Origin of the sequence: Actinomadura sp. NPDC000600 (assembly GCF_040492135.1) — a bacterium.
Classification (GTDB): Bacteria; Actinomycetota; Actinomycetes; order Streptosporangiales; family Streptosporangiaceae; genus Spirillospora.
Map to the genome: position 1 here is coordinate 12,214 of NZ_JBEUPD010000039.1, position 16,666 is coordinate 28,879.

Genomic DNA, 16,666 nt, shown 5'->3' on the forward strand with positions numbered 1-16,666 from the left:
CGAGCCAAGGGGAAGGTGATTCACGTGAAAATGCTCGCCAGAGTGTTGGGCGCCTCGGCGGCCGCAGCCGTCTGTCTGACCACGGGAACCGTGGTGCCGGCCACCCCGGCGGATGCCAGTACGGGTAAGTGCATCGATTACCTCGAATCATACGGCTGGGTGGCCAATTCCAAGATGCTGAAGGCCTGCCAAGTAGGCGCCAAGGGCGACACCAAGCAATGCATGGCCAAGCTGATGGGCCAGTACGTGCCCAAATCGATGGCAGCCGCGGCCTGCATCCGGGCGAAGAACTAGCAGCGAAACAAAAGGACGGCGGCCGAAACCGGCCAATCGCCGCAGATGTTGGCGGCCTTTGGTTCTCCCCGACGAGAGTAACGTGTTCTGTCAGTGTCGGGAGAAGCCTTTACCGAACGGACGGCAGAGATGCGTCCTCACTCCTTCGCCGCGCCCTCTCCTCCCCGTGAACGGCGACTCCGGCATGGGCGATGGCCAGGGGATACGGCGTCGGAGTGCGGGCCCGTCGCGGATGCGGGCGCACCGTGAAGATCCTGACGAAGATTGTCGTCGGCTGGAAAATCGGCAAGGGGAACAAGGCGTCCCAGCGCGGCGACCACGATCGCGCGTTCACGTTCTACCGCTCCGCCATAGGGAAGGCTTCCGGCTCGGGCTATGCCGCGGGTGAGATCCTCGCCCGGCTCGCATTGGTGACCGAGTTGGAGGAAACGGGCGCCCCGGGCGAGCTCTCGGTGCCGGAACTGGAACGTCTCGTCGCCCTCTCCAGGACCACCGACCGGGTACCGATGCTCGGTCGTACCGCCCGGATACGGATGGAGGCCCTGGAGGCGCTGGTCGGCTGCGCCGTCGAGAGCGGCGATCGGTCGGTGGAGGGCGAGCGGCGTGCCGCTCTCGCCGAAGCGGCCGAAGAACTGGGGGAACGCGGTCCCTGGATCGATGCGCTCCGCGGGCTGGGCACTTTTTGGGCCGCGGACGACGCGCCCCGGAGCGCCGCCTGCTTCGAACGGGCGCTCGAGGTGTGCGCGCTGGTGGCCGACAAGGCCCGCGAGGCGGAAGTACTCGGCGCCTGGTCCGTCGCCGCCATGGAGCAAGGGGACCACGACCGGGCCGGTGAGCTCGCCGAGCGGTCGATGGAACTGCAGCGCAGGACCGGTATACGCGCTGCGGTAGGGACCTCTTTCGCCCGCTTCGACGACTCCGCGCGACGGGCGGTGGTGCGCGCGAAGGAATCGGCCGCCGAAGTCTCGGCGCCTGCCATCCAGGTCGAGCACCTGCTGCACGCGCTGCTCCAGGACGACGTCGGCCCCTGCCCGGCCGTCTTCCAAGCGCTGGGAGCGGACCAGGCCGAACTGATCGCCGCCGCGGCCGCCGACCGGGGGCGGGGAGACGCCCCGTCCCCCGCGCCGCTGCCGTTCTCCGATGCCACCCGTGCCGTCCTGCGGCGGGCCGATCGGATGGCCGAACAATTCGAGAGCGTCCTCATCTCGACCGCTCACATGCTCCTCGCGCTGCTGGACGTCATCGAAGGCAAGTCCCCGCAGCTGCTGGCCGCACGCGGGATCGGCCTCGCGGAACTGCGCAAGGCGGTGGAGCAGTGCTCTGCGACGCGAGCGGACTAGGGGCCGCCGGCCCAGGAGGACCGAGGAGAGTGCGATGACGGGGCTCTTGACGTTGGTCTCTGTCGTGCTGGTGGCGGCGGTCGCCCCGTCCTTCCTGGACCGGGGAGTCCGGGAACACCGCTTCTACCGAGGCCAGGACTGGCCGTGGGTCCAGATGCTGACGCGGATGGAGGACGCCGGGATCCGCTTCATCGACGTCGGACCCGTCGGCCGCACGATAAGGCTCCAGTCGCTGATCGTGTACGTGGTGCCCGCCGCCGCGGTCGGCCTGGTGGTCGGCGCGCGGGCGCTGCTCGGGTTCCCGAGCCCGGTGATGATCGGACTCGCCGGGCTGATCGTCGCGGGCTACGGTGCTCGGGACGACGCCACCATGCGAAAAAGGGGATACGTGACACGGCCCGCGGCAGCGCCGTCCACTCGGTGGCTGCTGATCCTGGGTTTCGTGCTTCGCCTGGTACTCGTGCTGCTGGCGGTCCTGGCCGCCGAACGGGGCGTGCACGCGGTCAACGAGGACGACTGGCTGATCGGGCTCGGCCTGATGACGGCCGCGGTGGTGGTGCTGGGCTTCGCGCACCTGCCCGCGGAACGTGCCGAGAGGCTGGCGAGCGGCCGCGCCGTCGAGGACGATGCCCCGGCGATCCTTCTCCTGCGCTCTTTCGAAGACGACGCGATCCGCGTCCGCAGCCCCTGGACGCTGCTAGGGCTGACACGCGCGGTACTCCCGCTCCGGTCTCCTCGGTTCGAGGAGTTCATCACCACCGCGCTTCTCGGAGAGGACGGCCGGTTGGTCGCCATCGGGCGCCCGGGGGAGCGGCTTCCCGAACTCGGCGCCGTGCGCTCCTACCATTCGATGGACGGTTGGCGGGCGGCGGTGCTGCGAACCGCGACACGAGCAAAAGCCATCGTGGTCATCGCGGGGATGGGCGATGAGCTCTCCTGGGAGATCCGGCAACTGCGGGAATCGGACCTGCTCGCCAAGGTCTTGGTGGTGTTCCCGCCTGACAACGAGGAACGCACCCTCCTCCGACTGCGGCGTGCCACAGAAGCCTTGGCAGGCGACGCGACAGGACCCGTGGAATACCGCTACGACGCCTTGACCGCCCTCACGTGCGACAGGTCCGGAGACTTTCGCCACTTCCTGGCGCCAGGCCGTGATTGGCCCGCCTACCTGGCCACCATCACCTGGTTCTTCGCCTTCCTCGAAGGCAAGATATCTCCGCCGGAAGGACGGCGCCTCCCCGACGGCCGGCAGGAGGATTAGCCGGAGTCGGCGGGTTCTCCAGCGAAGGGGCCGACCCTCCACCAGGAGAGCCGGCCCGGTCGGGACAGGACGCCAGTCGTGCGGGGGAGTCCCCACTGAAGGGCCTGATTCAGCTGCGCCGGCCTGGTGGGAGGTTTGGGGCTATCGGGATGAGGAGGCGGGTGCCGCCGGTGCCCACGAAGACGGTTTGTTCGGCGACCGCGAAATCGTCGGGTGTGGCGTCCACCGGCTCCGCCATTGTCTGCGGGTTCCGGTCGAACCGGGGGTGGTTCGACGAGGCGATCTGCAGGCGGAGGCGGTGCCCTGCCGGGACGACGTGGGCCAGTGAGCCCAGCGGCAGCCGGTACGGCTCGCGGCGGCCCGGTTGGAGCGGGACGGGGGCGCCGCCGTGCCGGTACCGCGCTCGGACGATGCCGTCCACGAGTCCGGTCGACCGGCCGTCCGCGTCGACCTCGGTGAGGCGCGCCGTCCAGTCGCAGTCCTCGGCGGACGACGCCGCCTCCAGGTGCAGGACCACCTCGCCGGCGATGGTCAGGTCGGACTCCAGCGGCGCCGAGGTGAGCACCAGCACGTCCCGGCGCGCCTCGATCTCGGACTGGTCCTTGGGCCCGGAGTTGCGGGCGACGCGCAGGCCCGGCAGGAACGTCGCCCCACCGGCGGTCGGGACAGGGTTCGCCGGATCGGAGCGGTAGGTCAGCGTCCCCGGCTCAGCGGTACCGTCCCTTGTCAGGCGGCCGCCGGCGTCCAGGGTCCAGGACGTCGGGGTGGTGGCGGGCGGTGGCCAGGACGGCAGGACGTGCCAGGTGTCGGAGCCGGTGAAGAAGATCCGCGCCTTCGGCAGATCCGGCTCCCGGCCCTCGGCGAGGGCCGAGAAGAACTCCAGGTGCATCGCGGTCAGGTCGGTCTCGGCGCCGTATCCGTGCCAGCCGTCGCCCTGCCACGTGCTGAGGTTGCCGTGCGACCACGGGCCGACGACCAGGTACTGCCGGCGGCGCGCGTCGTCGGTCGCGGCCTCCGCGCTGAGCCGCTGGAAGTTCCGCAGCGTGCCTTCGACGAAGATGTCGTTCCAGCCGCCGATGTGGAGTGCGGCGACGTCCATACGCCCGTAAGCGCGGGACGGGTCGATGGCGTCCCAGAACTCGTCGCGGGCCGGGTGGTCGAGCCAGTCCCGCAGGTAGGGGGAGATCGTCTGGAGGTCGGGACGCCGCAGGGGCAGCCGGTCCATCACGCTCCAGGGGTCCTTGCCGAGTTCGTCTAGAAGCTCCCGGGCCGCCTCGCCCGACTCGCGCCGTTCGAGGTCCGGCGGTGCGAGCGACTCGATGATCCACAGGAGGACGAACCCCAGTTGCAGTGCGCCGCCGCGGTACGTCCAGCCTTCGTAGTAGTCGGAGCCGGTCAACTGGGGGGCGATGGCGCGCAGGCCCTTGGGCGCGACCGACGCGGCCAGCAACTGGGTGGCGCCGATGTAGGAGGCGCCGTACATGAACACGTCTCCGTCGCAGAAATCCTGCTCCAGGAGCCAGGCGATGGTGTCGCGGCCGTCGTCCGCCTCATGCGCGAACGGGGTGAAGACGCCCTCCGAGGCGTACCGCCCGCGGGTGTCCTGGACGACGACCGCGAAACCGGCGTCGAGCGCGCGCAGGATCTCCAGCCCGATGATGTGCTGCGCCATGAGCGATGACGACTTGTCATACGGCATCCGCTGGAGCAGCACCGGAAACGGGCCGTGGCCTTCGGGAAGCCAGATGTCGGTGGACAGGTTCACGCCGTCGCTCATCGGCACGTCGACGTCGCGGCGCACGGTGTGGGAACGGGCGGTCATCGGCGAGCGCTCAGCAGCTTGGCGCGGAACCGGTCGAACGCGACCGCCAGGATCAGCAGCGAGCCCGTGGCGACCTGCTGCCAGGACGAGTCGACGTTCATCAGCGTGAGCCCGTTGCTGAGGACGCCCACGATGAGCAGGCCGATGATGGTGCCGAACACGCCGCCGGTGCCGCCCTGCAGGCTGGTGCCGCCCAGGATCACCGCGGTGACCGCCGCCAGTTCCAGGCCCGTTCCGGTGGTTCCGGACGAGGACCCGATGAGGGAGGTGTTGAGCAGCCCGGCCAGCGCCATGCACAGCCCGGAGATGACGAACGCCAGGAACAGGTTGCGCTTGACCCGGATGCCGACCAGCCTCGCGGCGTTGGAGTTGGCGCCGATGGCGTACATCTCCCGCCCGTAGACGGTGAAGCCCATGAACAGTGCGAACACGGCGGCCACGGCGAGGAAGACCAGCGCCGGCGCCGGGACGTCGAGGAAGGGCCGGGCCAGCGCCCAGCCGAATCCGTCGACCGCGATGTTCTGGCCCTTGCCGACCGCCAGCGTCAGGCCGCGGAAGATGGCGAGGGTGCCGAGCGTCGTGATCAGCGCGTTGATGCCCAGCACGTTGACCAGGAAGCCGTTGAGCAGCCCGATGGCGATGCCCCCGACGACCGCCACCAGCACCGCCTGCGCCGTGCCGAGCTCGGGCTGGAGCTTGACCAGCAGCAGGCCGACGAACCCCACGCCGCTGCCCACCGACAGGTCGAACTGCCCGGAGACCAGCAGCAGCGTGGCACCGGCCGCGAGCACACCGGTGATCGAGATGGCGGTCAGGATGTTGGTCGCGTTGTCCCAGTTGAGGAAGTACGGGGAGTTCGCACTGAAGAAGGCGATCTCCAGGATCAGGAAGACCACCAGCGCGGCGCTGTTGGGGATCCGGGCGAGCGCGGACCCCCGGCCGGCGCTCCCCTCCGGCGCCGGGTCCCGTTCCACGGCCGCGGCCGCGGACCCCCGCTCGACGGTGCTATCGGACACTGAGAGCTCCTCCCGCAGATTCGGTGAGTCGGTCGGTGGTGATCTCGGCACCGCCGAGAACGGCGACGATCCGCCCGCGGACCATGACCGCCGCCTGGTCGGCGACCGCGACGACGTCCTCGTAGTCGGAGGACGCGACCAGGACGCCGGTGCCGTCGGCGGCGAGGCGGCGGATCGCCTGGTAGATCTCCTGCCGGGCGCCGACGTCGACGCCCCGCGTCGGCTCGGCCAGCACCAGGACGCGGGAGCCGCATTCCAGCCAGCGGGCCAGCAGCACCTTCTGCTGGTTGCCGCCGGACAGGGTGCCGATGCTCTGGTCCGGGCTGTTGCGCGAGCGGACGGACAGGGCCTCGTGCCAGCGCCGGTAGGCCCGCGCCTCCCGCCCGCGGGTCATCAGGCCGCCCCGTCCGGCCAGGCGCCGCCAGCTCGGCGCGGCGAGGTTCTCCGCCACCGACCGCGACGGCAGCACCGCCTGGCCCTGCCGGTCCGGCGGAAGGAAGCCCACTCCGGCCCGGATCGCGTCCGCCGGGGTGCGCAGCCGGAGGTCCTTGCCGTCGAGGCGGAGTTCGCCCCGCGCCATCCGGCGCATCCCGAACAGCGTCTCGGCCACCTCGGAAACGCCGGAACCGACCTTGCCGTACAGCCCGACCACCTCGCCGGGGGCGATGGACAGCGACACGTCGGTGAAGTTGTCACCGGACGCGTCGCGCAGGGCCAGAACCGCGGACTCGCGCGAGGACGGCCCGTCCTGCGGCCCGACGAACCGGCGGGCGACGACCGCCCGGCCCACCATGGCCCGCACCAGGTCGGCGGTGGTCACCTCGGCCACCGGCCGGTCGAGCGAGATGCGGCCGTCGCGCAGCACGCAGGCCCGGTCGGCGATCCGGAACACCTCGTCGAGCCGGTGCGTGATGTACACGATCGCCACGCCGGAGTCGCGCAGATCGGCGATCAGCTCGAACAGCCGTCCGGCCTCCACGTCCGACAGCGCCGCGGTGGGCTCGTCGAACAGCAGGCACCGGCTCTCCCCGGCCAGCGCCCGGGCGATCTCGACGATCTGCCGCTCGCCCAACCGCAGCTCGCTGACCGGCCGGTTCAGCGGGATGTCGGCGCGCAGCCGGTCCAGCAGCCCGGCCGCGCGGCGATGCGTCTCCTTCCGGCTCACCACGCCCAGCCGCCGCGGCCACGCGCCCAGCACCACGTTCTCCGCCACGGTCAGCGTGCCCGCGTCGGCGATCTCCTGCGAGATCAGGCGGATGCCGGCGGAGCGGGCCTCGGCCACCGAACCGAAGCGGCGGTGCTCGCCGTCGATGAGGATCTCGCCGCCGTCCGCGCCGTGGTCACCGGCGAGGATCTTGACGAAGGTGCTCTTGCCGGCGCCGTTCTCGCCCAGCAGCGCCACCACCGATCCGGCCTCCGCGGTGAAGTCGATGCCGTGCAGGACCTCGACCGGGCCGAAGGACTTGGTGATGCCGCGGGTGCTCAGGAAGGACATCGATGAGCCCCCTAGCACGCGTACGACGGGTAGTACCGCTTGACGGTGTCCTTGGTGACGAACTCGTGCGGCACCAGGAGCTCGGCGGGGAGCTTCTCGCCCTTCATCGCCTTGATCAGGTTCGGGACGAGGATCTGGCCGTACTTCTCCGGGAAGTAGGCGACGCTGCCCAGCCAGTGCGGGGAGTTGTAGATGACGCAGTTCTTGGGGTTGAGGTTCTGCACGCCCAGGTAGAGGTCGTCCATCCGGTTCTGGGCGCGGGCCGCCGCCAGGGCGCCGATGACGACGTCCTCGTTGATGCCCACGACGATCACGTGCTTCGCGCCGGGCAGCGCGGTCAGCGTGTCGGTCATCTGCCGCTGCGCCGGCTCGCTGAGGCCGCCGGGCCCGGTGTCGAGCGTCCGCAGGTTGTGGATCTTGCCGCAGACGCTCTCGAAGCCCTTGCGGATGCCGCCCATCCGCAGCTCGTTGACCTGGCCCACCGCCTTGGACTCCAGCGAGACGAAGGCGTCGTACTTGCACTTGTTCTGCTTGGCGAAGTACAGGCCGACGTTGTAGCCGACGAGTTGGCCGGCGTACTCGTTCGCGGCCCCCATGAAGGTCGTCTGGCATGGCTTCTGCTCGATGTCCACGGCCATCACCGGCACGGACGGCCCCGCGTCGCAGATCCGCGGCGCGGCACCCGCGTCGGCCTGGAAGGTGATCAGACCCTGGGCCTTCTGGGTCTTGAACTGCTTGGCGCAGTCCAGCGCGACCGCCGCGTCGGCCTTGGAGTCGCAGGTGATCAGCTTGACGCCCGCCCTCTTGGCCTGCTCCTCCACGCCGCGCTGCACGTCCTGCGGGAAGCCGACGGAGAGGTTCAGCTGGGTGAAGCCGATGGTCAGGCCCGCACCGCTGCCGGGCTCGGCGTCCTCGAACTTCGCCACCCCCGCCGGCGGGGTCGGCGGCGGCGCGTTCACGCCCGCGCCCCCTCCGCCGCCACCGGCCGCTCCAGCGTCGTCGCCGTTGCACGCGGCCAGGGAGGCCATCAGCGCGAGCGATGCGCCCGCGACGGCGATCGCACGCGATCGACTCCGAACGAACATGGGCCCTCCAGATGTACCGTCCCACCAGGCGGGTGGAACGCCTCATGGACTGAAACCGGGTCGCCGTCGCCGCCGAAGCGGAGCCGGGTACCGTAATCAACCTGAGGTTTGATCGGCGCCGGGTGACGCCCGACACGTTTTGGAAACCATCACGCAGGGCGGTTTCCCGAGCTACCCGCCATCCGTCGGCGCTTCCCCGCCAACCGGCGGGTGCCCGCGCGGCGGGAGCGGTCGCGACGATGGGGAGTCATGACGGAGATGGGCAGCAGCCGGGCGCGCACGATCGGGCCGCCCCCGCCGTTCGACGCCGAGCTGGCCGCCGGCCTGGCCGTCGTGCAGGGCGGCGCACCGGTGCCGTTGACCCCGGACCTGATCGGCGCCCTCCGCACCGGTCACGTCGCCGCCCACGCGGTCGGCGACGACGGGCTGCGCCGGGGCGGCGCCTACACCTTCGCCGACCACCGCGTGCCCGGCCCCGCCGGCGCCCCCGACGTCGCACTGCTGGTGTGCACGCCGACGGCGCTGGACGCGCCCGCCCCGGTGATCTACCACGTGCACGACGGCGGCATGGTCGCGGGCACCCGCCGGTCCGGCATGACGCCGATGCTGGACCTGGCCGAGCCGCACGCCATGGCGGTGGTGTCGGTGGAGTACCGGCTGGCGCCCGAGCACCCCTTCCCCGCCTCGGTGGAGGACTGCTACGCCGGGCTGAGCTGGATCGCCGAGCACGCCGACGAGCTGTTCATCGACCCCGACCGCATCGTGATCGTCGGGGTGAGCGCCGGCGGCGGCCTCGCGGCGGCGGCCACCCTGCTGTCCCGAGACCGCGGAGGCCCCGCGCTGTTCGGCCAGATGCTCGGCTACCCCATGCTGGACGACCGCAACGACAGCTGCTCCACGCTGCAGATGCGGGGACTGGGCGTCTGGGACCAGGTCTCGAACGAGACCGGCTGGCGCGCTCTCCTGGGACCGGCGTACGGCCGACCCGACGTCTCTCCCTACGCCGCGCCGGCGAGGGCCACCGACCTGTCCGGGCTGCCGCCCACGTTCATCGACGTGGGCTCGGCGGAGACGTTCAGGGACGAGGCCATCGCGTACGCGGACCGGATATGGCAAGCGGGCGGCGACGCCGAACTGCACGTCTGGCCCGGGGGATTCCACGCCTTCGACGCCTGGATGCCGCAGGCGGCGCTGTCGCAGGCCATGACCCGGGCCCGGCACGACTGGCTGCGCCGGCTGCTGGCGACCTGAGCCGGCCCTGAGCACAATGAACCGATGAGAGAGCTGGTCGGCCGCCTGGAGGCGCTGGACCCGGACGCCGGGGCCGCGCTGCGGGTCATCACGTTCTTCGACCAGTTGATCGAGCGCCGCGCCGGACTGGAGAACGTCGTGCGCGGCGCCGCCGTCCTGTCCGGCCATCCGGCCGTGCTCGTCGACACCGACCGCGGCGTCCGCATCCGGGTGACGCCCGACGGGACCCGCACCGAGCTCACGCCGTCCGAGCCCCAGGCCGGATGGTGCCGGCTGACCGTCGACTCCCACATCACCGTGTGGCTGGAACATCCCGGACCACCCGGACCCGTCGAAGCGATGGTGATGGAGCGGGCCGCGATGTCGGCCCGCACGATCCTCGACCGCACCCGCGGCCGGGCCCGCCCGCAGCCGCGCCACGACGCCGAACTCGTGGAGGTGCTCCTGGACGCCGCCGCGTCGGTGGAGGACCGCTCCCATGCCGCGAAGCGACTGCGGCTGAAGCCGTCAGAGCTCGCCCGCGTCGTCGCCGAGTTCGATGGCCCGCTCCACGTCGGCACCACGTCCCCGGAGAGCGACTCACGCGCCGGCGTTGGCCCCGCGGTGCCCCTTCTGGAACTGCCCAAGACGGTGGCGGCGGCACGAGCGGCCGCGCAGTTCACCGCGCAAGGCACGCCGACCGACCCCGGTCCGAGGATCGTCTACGCCGAGGAACTGGGCGGCCTCATCCTGCTGGCGGCCGCGGCGGACGCACCCCCCGACACCTTGCCCGACATCGCCGCCGTGGAACGAGCGGCGGCCACCGCCCCCTGGATGCTGCCGACCTTGGACGCCCTGGCCTCCGGCGGAAGCCTGCGCACGGCGGCCGCGGCCCTGAAAGTCCACCACTCCACCCTGCAGGAGCGAACGACCCAAGCCGAACGCCTCCTAGGCTGGCCCCTACGCGACCACCCCGGCCGAGTAAGACTCACCGTCGCCCTCATGCTCCGCAGACTCCACCGCAACAAGGCGCAGGCCTCCTGACGGTCACTCCCGCGGGTGGAGTCGCCTGACGGCGACGGTGTGCCGGTCCAGCGCGTCCGGCCGGGGATCGATGCCGATGCCCGGCCCGTCGGGCACGCGCATGAGGTCGTGGTGCAGGACGAACGGCTCGGTGAGGTCCTCGGCGAAATAGCGGTCCGAGGCCGACAGATCGCCGGGGAGGGTGAAGCCGGGCAGAGCGGCCAGCGCCAGGTTGGCGGCGCGGCCCACGCCGGTTTCGAGGTTGCCGCCGCACCAGACGGGGACCCCGTGCGCGCCGGCGAGGTCGTGGATCCGCCGGGCCTCCAGGTAGCCGCCGACACGGGCCGGCTTGACGTTGATGGCCCGGCAGGCGTCGAGCGCGATGGCGGCGGCGGCGTCGCGCGCGGTGTGGATGGACTCGTCCAGGCATATCGGGGTCGTCAGTCGTCGTTGCAGCTGCGCGTGGGCGTACAGGTCGTCTTCCTGCAACGGCTCCTCGATGAGGAGCAGGTCGTACTCGTCCAAGCGGCGCAGGTGCCCGGCATCGCCAAGGGTGTAGGCGGTATTGGCGTCCACCTGTAGCCGCAGGTCGTTCCCGAACAGTTCCCGTACCGCGCGCACGGGTTCAAGGTCCCAGCCAGGGGCGATCTTCAGTTTGATGCGGGCGTAGCCCTCGGCGAGATACCGCTCCACCACGTCGAGCAGCTCGCCGACCGAGTCTTGGATGCCGACGGACACGCCCACCGGAACGGCCTCCCGTGACGCGCCGAGGAAGGTGCCGAGCGACATCCCGTAGGAGCGCAGCTCGGCGTCCAGCAGCGCCGTCTCGAGCGCCGCCTTGGCCAGGCGGTTGCCCCTGACCGCCGCGAAGACCGGGGCGAGATCGGCGACCCGCGGCTCGGGCAGCGCGAGGACGCCGGGCAGCAGGAAGTCGCGGAGGACGATCTCGGCGGCGCCGGCGAACTCCGGGTAGTAGCCCGGGTCGGGGTCTCCGGCGAATTCGGCCCAGCCCTCGGCGGCGTCGGTGACCACGTGCAGCAGGAACGTCTCCCTGGCCGTCATGGTCCCGGTCGAGATTCGGAAGGGGCTCACGAGCGGCAGCGCGACCTCGATCAGGTCGACGTACTCGATCCTCATCATCCGGCCATCGCTGGGCTGTCCATCGGCACCTCTTCTCCGATGCGCAGGCCCAGCGGCATGATCCGGTTTCGGCCTGCACCTGGAATGGTAAGTCCAGATTGACAACGTATCTCTATGGGTTGGCCTGGACCAGGCCGTAGAGATGGCTTTGCCGGGCGGAGATCGTGCTGAGTCGACGCGTTGTCGCCAGGTCAACCGATTGGCGGGCGGCCGGGCGTCCGGGGTCGTGCCGCGTGTGCCAAGGGAATGCGCCGGCGTGCGCGAAAGTGTGAGCGATAGGCAGGTCGCGGCCGATCTCGGGGTATCCGTCACTGCTTGCACCTGATGGCCGAAATCGAGCGTCGGTCAGGTTAGGTAAAAGTCTGATTTAAGATATGCATATCAGTGAATCTTTTGAACTCTCCGCCCCTCGATCGTCTTTATCTGAGAGGGTTGGCCGTGCGCTGTCGCAGAGCCGCCGAATTCAATTTATGTCCGAACCGCCGCCCCGCAAGATTGTTTCGCATTCCTCGGTATGGCGCCAGGCGTTCGGATGCGCACTCGGTGCCCGATGTGATGCCGCCTCCCTCCGTCCATCTCCCCCTGCGCCAAAGGGTGACATAACCGGCAAAACGCCGTCTAGGGCGGTGAGCGGTCTCTTCACTGGGGCGAGATCGTTCGACGTGCTCCCGGTGGCGGTTGCCGGCCCCTTCGCGACATCATCTGCGGGCACCCAAAAACAGTGACCAACTTAGACTCGCCATTTAGGCGCAGGATGCCGGTCATAGCGGCTTGGTGGGTATCGTGGTGAATGCCGGAAACCTACTCTACTTCGCCCGACAGGAGAGCGGCCGGTGATATAACTTCCCTCCGGGGATGCATCCTTCTAGCGATGCCCACTTTCAGGACCTGGTGTCGAAGGAGTTGTGATGGTCCCTACCCACCACGATGTGATCATCGTCGGCGGAGGCGTCATCGGAGGTGGGATCGCTGAACACCTGCGATGCGGGTCGCGCCTGCGGGTCACCGTGGTGGAGCGGGAGTTCGGCGCCCGCGTCAAGACCAGCGCCTCGCAGGCGGCGGCCGGTGGGATCAACCCGCATCTCTACGACGAAGCACACGGCGCCCTCGGGCCCATGGCCCAACGCAGCCGTGACCTTTACCCAGGCTGGATCGAGCGGCTCTCCGCCGCCTGGGGTCGGCCGATCGGACTCCGCCCTTCGGGACTCCTCTGCGTGGCGCTCGAGGAAAAGGAGCACGCCCGGCTGGTCGACGATGTGCTTCCGCTCCTCCGCGAGCGCGGCGTGGCCGCCGAGGAACTGGGCGCGGACGCCGCGCGCAGGCACGAGCCGCTGCTGGGGCCCGCCGTCAGGGGAGGGCTATGGCTGCCGGACGACCTGGCGGTCGAGCCCGTGCGAGTGATGGCCGCGCTGGAGGCGGTCCTTGAGGCCGACGACGGCTTCACCTACGTCCAGGACAGCGCCGAGTCCATCCACGTGGACGGGAACGGCGTACGGGTCGTGCTGAGATCCGGGCGCGTCCTGCGGTCCGATCGGGTGGTCGTCGCCGCGGGGCACCTGAGTCATGAGCTGGTCAAGGACTTCATCGACTGGCGGGACGACAGCTTCTGCCCCATCAAGGGGCAGATACTCGAGGTCGCGACTCCACCGGGCGGCGGGCTGCGCACCCAGTGCGACGCGCTGCTGCCCGACGACGAGGAGACGCACATCGTCCGTGCGTCCCCCTACGCCGAGGGCCGGGTGGCCGTGGGCGTGACCCATGACCGGGGCGACGCATCGCCGGGGACGTCTTCGCGGGCCACGGAGGACATCCTGCGCAACCTGCGGCGAATCCTGCCGACCGTCGCCGATTGGGAGGTCCTCGGCGCCCGCGCCGGGATCCGGCCGGGGACGTCGGACGGGCTGCCGATCCTCGGCTACGTCGATCCGTCCCGCCGCGTTCTGGCGGCTACCGGGCACAACGGACTGGGCATCACGCTGGCGCCGCGCACCGCGCAACTGGCCGCCAAGCTGCTGCTCGACATGCCGCTGACCCAGGACGACCGCGCCGACCTGCATGTGAGCAGGCCGGAGCGCCTCGCTTCGAGCCGCTCGCGTTAGCTGTACCTGGCCATGATCATGGCCAGGTACAGCTAACGCGAGCCCGTCCCCGACCATTCGCTCTCCGTCCGCAGCACCAGGCGCAGGCTGTTGAGCGCCACATGGTCGCGGATCCGGTCGGTGGCCAGGTCCCACTGCCGGGTCAGGCCCTGGAACCGGTCGAAGGCGTCCCACAACCCGTAGAGGCCCGGCTGGACCCGGGCCTTGGGCATCCAGTGGTGAAGCAGGTGGTCGATGACGGGTCCGATGTGCTGGAGCGTCCGGTCCAGATCCCCGGAGCCGGGCCGCGCCCGCTCGATCTGGCGGTTGACGACGTCGAGCAGCCAGTCGTGCAACGCCAGGTCCTCGACCAGGTCGAGCAGGTCGGACACGTCGGGCCAGACGACCGAGAGCCGGATCAGGCGGGTGCCCTCGGGGAGGACGGTGAAGCGGTAGAGGCCGGGGCCGCCGTCCTCCCGCACGGGCTGCAGCGCCCACCGCCACCGGCCCAGCGGAGCGTGCAGCGGCTGCCTGCCGTCGAGCAGCCGCGACCGCTGCAGGTTGAAGATCGTGGACTCGGCGGTGCGCCCCATCTCGATGTTCAGGTGGCCGTGTTCGGCCTGGGCGAATCCCGCGGCCGCGTCTTCCAGGCGCAGCCGGCCGAGGTATTCGGCCACGCCGGGATTGGCCAGGTAATGCGACCACGCCTGCCGGTATGGCCGGGACGACGGCACGAGCGTCGTGTGCGAGCAGGACTGCACGATCAGGCCGCCTGTCAAGGTGGCCCGTGTCGCGAACGTGCCGACGCCCCGGACACGACGTCCCGAGTGCGAAGGCATGAAGCAGTCGATGCCGGTCAGCCGCTGGGGCGAGACGGCGTAGGCGCGCGGACGCGCGGCATGCCGCACCTGCTCACCGGGCACCAGGTCGAGCAGCCTGACCGTCTCCGCCATGGACAGTTGCGAGGAGTGCGCGACGAGGCCGGTCCGGATCTCTCCGATGGAGAGTGCGCTCTCAGAAGCCGGCGCCGAAGACATGGGAGATCCTGCCGACGACGTCACCGGGCAGATCGACCTTCTGGGCCGCCGCCTGGGCGGCGGTCTGCTCGGTGACGGCCGGATCGACGAACACCTGGTCGAGGATGGTCCGCACGGCTGCCTCCACGTCGGCGAACCGGGCCTGGAGCAACGACATCGTCTGGAACGCGGCGAACGGCTGGGCGCCGTCGGCGAGCTGGACCAGCGGCGGAAGGTCCTCCCAACGGTCCGGGTACTCGGCCGTCCACCGCGTGGGCGAGACCACGGGCTTGCCCTGATGGCGGAGAAGCCCCAGCCGGAGCAGCTGCCAGACGGCCGAGAGCATCGCACAGGACCACCGCCGCCGGCCGTCCCGTTCGTCCCAGATCTGGACCTCCATGCAGATGCCATGAGTCCGGGCGCCGTTCTGCTCGGGAGGGTGCCAGGGCCGGGTGGCGAGCGCCTCGTCCAGGCCGTCGGGCCGGAGCCTGTCCTTGCTGTTGGAGACCCAGCCGGTGATGTGGACCGGGGGACGGAGGCCGTTGCTGCCCTGCGGGGGGTCGGAGACGATACGTCCCAGGACCAGTTCCGCCGGAGACACGTCGCCGGCGGATGCGCACGCGGACTCCCGCACCAGGTAGTCGATGCCGAACCCGGCGTCGTGCGCCGCGTCGAGCAGCTCGGGGACGAGCTTCTTGGGCGAGGTCAGCTGGCTGAAGTAGTCGTCGACCAGGAAGCAGGTACTGATCCGCAGGGGCGCGGGGTGCCGGGCGCGGACGAAGTCCACCCATGGGCCGATCCGTTCGAAGTGGCGGCGCAGGGTCTCCGGACCGTCCAGCAGATCCTCCATGTACAGGTGGCCGAGCTCGAGCGACAGGTGCGAACGCGGCACCAGCTCCACGCGGGGCTGGCTCGTGAGGACGTCGACCTCCAACTCGGGTTCCGTCATAGCCGGCTCCATGCCGCCGGGTCGTCCAGGTTCGCGGCGAGCTTGGCGAACGCCTCGACGGTGCCGTCGTTTGCGATCTCGGCGTAGACGTCCTCGTCGGTGATGAGCTGCTCCCGCCACTGGAGCACCGGGTCGACGGGCACCGTCGCGATCACGGAGGTCCGGCCCAGCCCCGCGATGTTGGCCTGCTCGTTGAGGCCCTTGTCGACCTGGCGCAACCACGCCTCCTGCTCGGCGCGCAGCCCCAGCACGCCCTGGTCGCTCTTCGGGTCGATCACCGCCGTCCGCACGAACCGGATGCGCCGGCGCAGCTCGTCGCGGTCGTGGCCGAACAGGTTGCCGAACTCCAGCAGCCCCCGGTCCTCGAAGACCAGGTCCGCCGCGGCCGAGATGTGCTGCCTGGTCCAGCGGTGGAAGACCAGCCAGCGGGTGTCGGAGATCCGCTCCTCCCGCGCGGTGACGGTGAGGATCATCTCCGCCGCGTGGGACCGCCCGGCGCTCAGGTCGATGAAGATCACCGAGTACTGGCTCTGCAACTGCAGCAGCAGCTCGGCGCAGCGCTCGATGACCTCGGGCTTGGCGGTGAACTCACCGCCGCCGAGGTCACCGGGGTACAGGACGAGGTTCCCGGCGCCCGTCGGCCGGGGGCCGGTGCCCGGGGGCCGGCGGCTCTCCGACCAGATGTCGACATGGCTGGGCGTCACCGTCTTGCCCTGTAAGTACCGGTGGAGCCCGTCCTCGCCCTTGGTCCCGTGGGCCATCTGCTCGATCCCGAAGATCGCCCCCGCCGTCGGCGAACCGAAGTCGAAGTCCAGGTAGCAGACGTCATCGCCCTGGATCGCGCGCCGGTAGGCGACGTTGCACGTGGTGACCGAGCGTCCGGTGCCGCCTTTGTCGGAGGTGGCGATGACGAGCAC

The 16,666-nt window shown here is 70.4% G+C and carries 14 protein-coding genes; 6 read left to right on the top strand and 8 right to left on the bottom strand.

Annotation, left to right across the window (positions count from 1 at the left end; translation table 11 throughout):
• Positions 1-24: 24 nt before the first annotated feature.
• The 3 genes from ABWI07_RS36670 to ABWI07_RS36680 all read left to right on the top strand — a co-directional run bounded on the left by ABWI07_RS36670 (position 25) and on the right by ABWI07_RS36680 (position 2,895).
• A complete protein-coding gene (locus tag ABWI07_RS36670) occupies positions 25-294 on the top strand; it encodes a hypothetical protein (protein WP_149261541.1) in 270 nt (89 codons plus the stop codon).
• Positions 295-539: 245 nt separating this feature from the next.
• Positions 540-1,634 (top strand): Clp protease N-terminal domain-containing protein, encoded by a 1,095-nt coding sequence (locus ABWI07_RS36675; protein WP_353821366.1) that lies wholly within the window; start codon positions 540-542, stop codon positions 1,632-1,634.
• A 166-nt stretch (positions 1,635-1,800) separates the two neighbouring features.
• Complete coding sequence (locus ABWI07_RS36680; RefSeq protein ID WP_353821367.1) at positions 1,801-2,895, top strand: hypothetical protein; 1,095 nt, start codon at positions 1,801-1,803, stop codon at positions 2,893-2,895.
• 109 nt (positions 2,896-3,004) lie between these two features.
• On the opposite strand, the gene ABWI07_RS36685 is transcribed toward ABWI07_RS36680, so the two are convergent.
• The 4 genes from ABWI07_RS36685 to ABWI07_RS36700 are packed head-to-tail and all read right to left on the bottom strand — an operon-like array spanning position 3,005 to position 8,313.
• Complete coding sequence (locus ABWI07_RS36685; protein ID WP_353821368.1) at positions 3,005-4,717, bottom strand: CocE/NonD family hydrolase; 1,713 nt, start codon at positions 4,715-4,717, stop codon at positions 3,005-3,007.
• Positions 4,714-5,733, bottom strand: coding sequence for an ABC transporter permease (locus ABWI07_RS36690; protein ID WP_353821369.1), 1,020 nt, complete (start codon positions 5,731-5,733; stop codon positions 4,714-4,716). Before ABWI07_RS36690 ends, ABWI07_RS36685 begins: the two co-directional genes overlap by 4 nt.
• On the bottom strand, positions 5,723-7,228 hold the full coding sequence (locus tag ABWI07_RS36695; protein WP_353821370.1) for a sugar ABC transporter ATP-binding protein: 1,506 nt from the start codon (positions 7,226-7,228) through the stop codon (positions 5,723-5,725). The genes ABWI07_RS36690 and ABWI07_RS36695 overlap by 11 nt, the downstream gene beginning before the upstream one ends.
• 11 nt (positions 7,229-7,239) lie before the next feature.
• The gene (locus tag ABWI07_RS36700; protein ID WP_353821371.1) at positions 7,240-8,313 is read right to left on the bottom strand and encodes a sugar ABC transporter substrate-binding protein; all 1,074 of its coding nucleotides are present in this window, start codon (positions 8,311-8,313) and stop codon (positions 7,240-7,242) included.
• Positions 8,314-8,562: 249 nt separating this feature from the next.
• Between ABWI07_RS36700 and ABWI07_RS36705 the strand changes: the two genes are divergently transcribed.
• Positions 8,563-9,564: an alpha/beta hydrolase gene (locus ABWI07_RS36705; RefSeq protein ID WP_353821372.1), complete on the top strand. Its 1,002-nt coding sequence runs from the start codon at positions 8,563-8,565 to the stop codon at positions 9,562-9,564.
• 24 nt (positions 9,565-9,588) lie between these two features.
• The gene (locus ABWI07_RS36710) at positions 9,589-10,587 is read left to right on the top strand and encodes a helix-turn-helix domain-containing protein (protein WP_353821373.1); all 999 of its coding nucleotides are present in this window, start codon (positions 9,589-9,591) and stop codon (positions 10,585-10,587) included.
• A 3-nt stretch (positions 10,588-10,590) separates the two neighbouring features.
• On the opposite strand, the gene menC is transcribed toward ABWI07_RS36710, so the two are convergent.
• Positions 10,591-11,706 (bottom strand): o-succinylbenzoate synthase, encoded by a 1,116-nt coding sequence (gene menC / locus ABWI07_RS36715; RefSeq protein ID WP_502912888.1) that lies wholly within the window; start codon positions 11,704-11,706, stop codon positions 10,591-10,593.
• Positions 11,707-12,614: 908 nt separating this feature from the next.
• Between menC and ABWI07_RS36720 the strand changes: the two genes are divergently transcribed.
• Positions 12,615-13,805, top strand: coding sequence for an NAD(P)/FAD-dependent oxidoreductase (locus ABWI07_RS36720; protein WP_149261548.1), 1,191 nt, complete (start codon positions 12,615-12,617; stop codon positions 13,803-13,805).
• A gap of 32 nt (positions 13,806-13,837) precedes the next feature.
• On the opposite strand, the gene ABWI07_RS36725 is transcribed toward ABWI07_RS36720, so the two are convergent.
• From ABWI07_RS36725 to ABWI07_RS36735, 3 genes are read right to left on the bottom strand one after another with little or no spacing between them, the layout of a single operon-like run.
• On the bottom strand, positions 13,838-14,821 hold the full coding sequence (locus ABWI07_RS36725; RefSeq protein WP_353821374.1) for an SCO2521 family protein: 984 nt from the start codon (positions 14,819-14,821) through the stop codon (positions 13,838-13,840).
• A complete protein-coding gene (locus tag ABWI07_RS36730) occupies positions 14,799-15,749 on the bottom strand; it encodes an SCO2522 family protein (protein WP_353821375.1) in 951 nt (316 codons plus the stop codon). Before ABWI07_RS36730 ends, ABWI07_RS36725 begins: the two co-directional genes overlap by 23 nt.
• Positions 15,746-16,666 (bottom strand): SCO2523 family variant P-loop protein, encoded by a 921-nt coding sequence (locus ABWI07_RS36735; RefSeq protein WP_149261551.1) that lies wholly within the window; start codon positions 16,664-16,666, stop codon positions 15,746-15,748. The genes ABWI07_RS36730 and ABWI07_RS36735 overlap by 4 nt, the downstream gene beginning before the upstream one ends.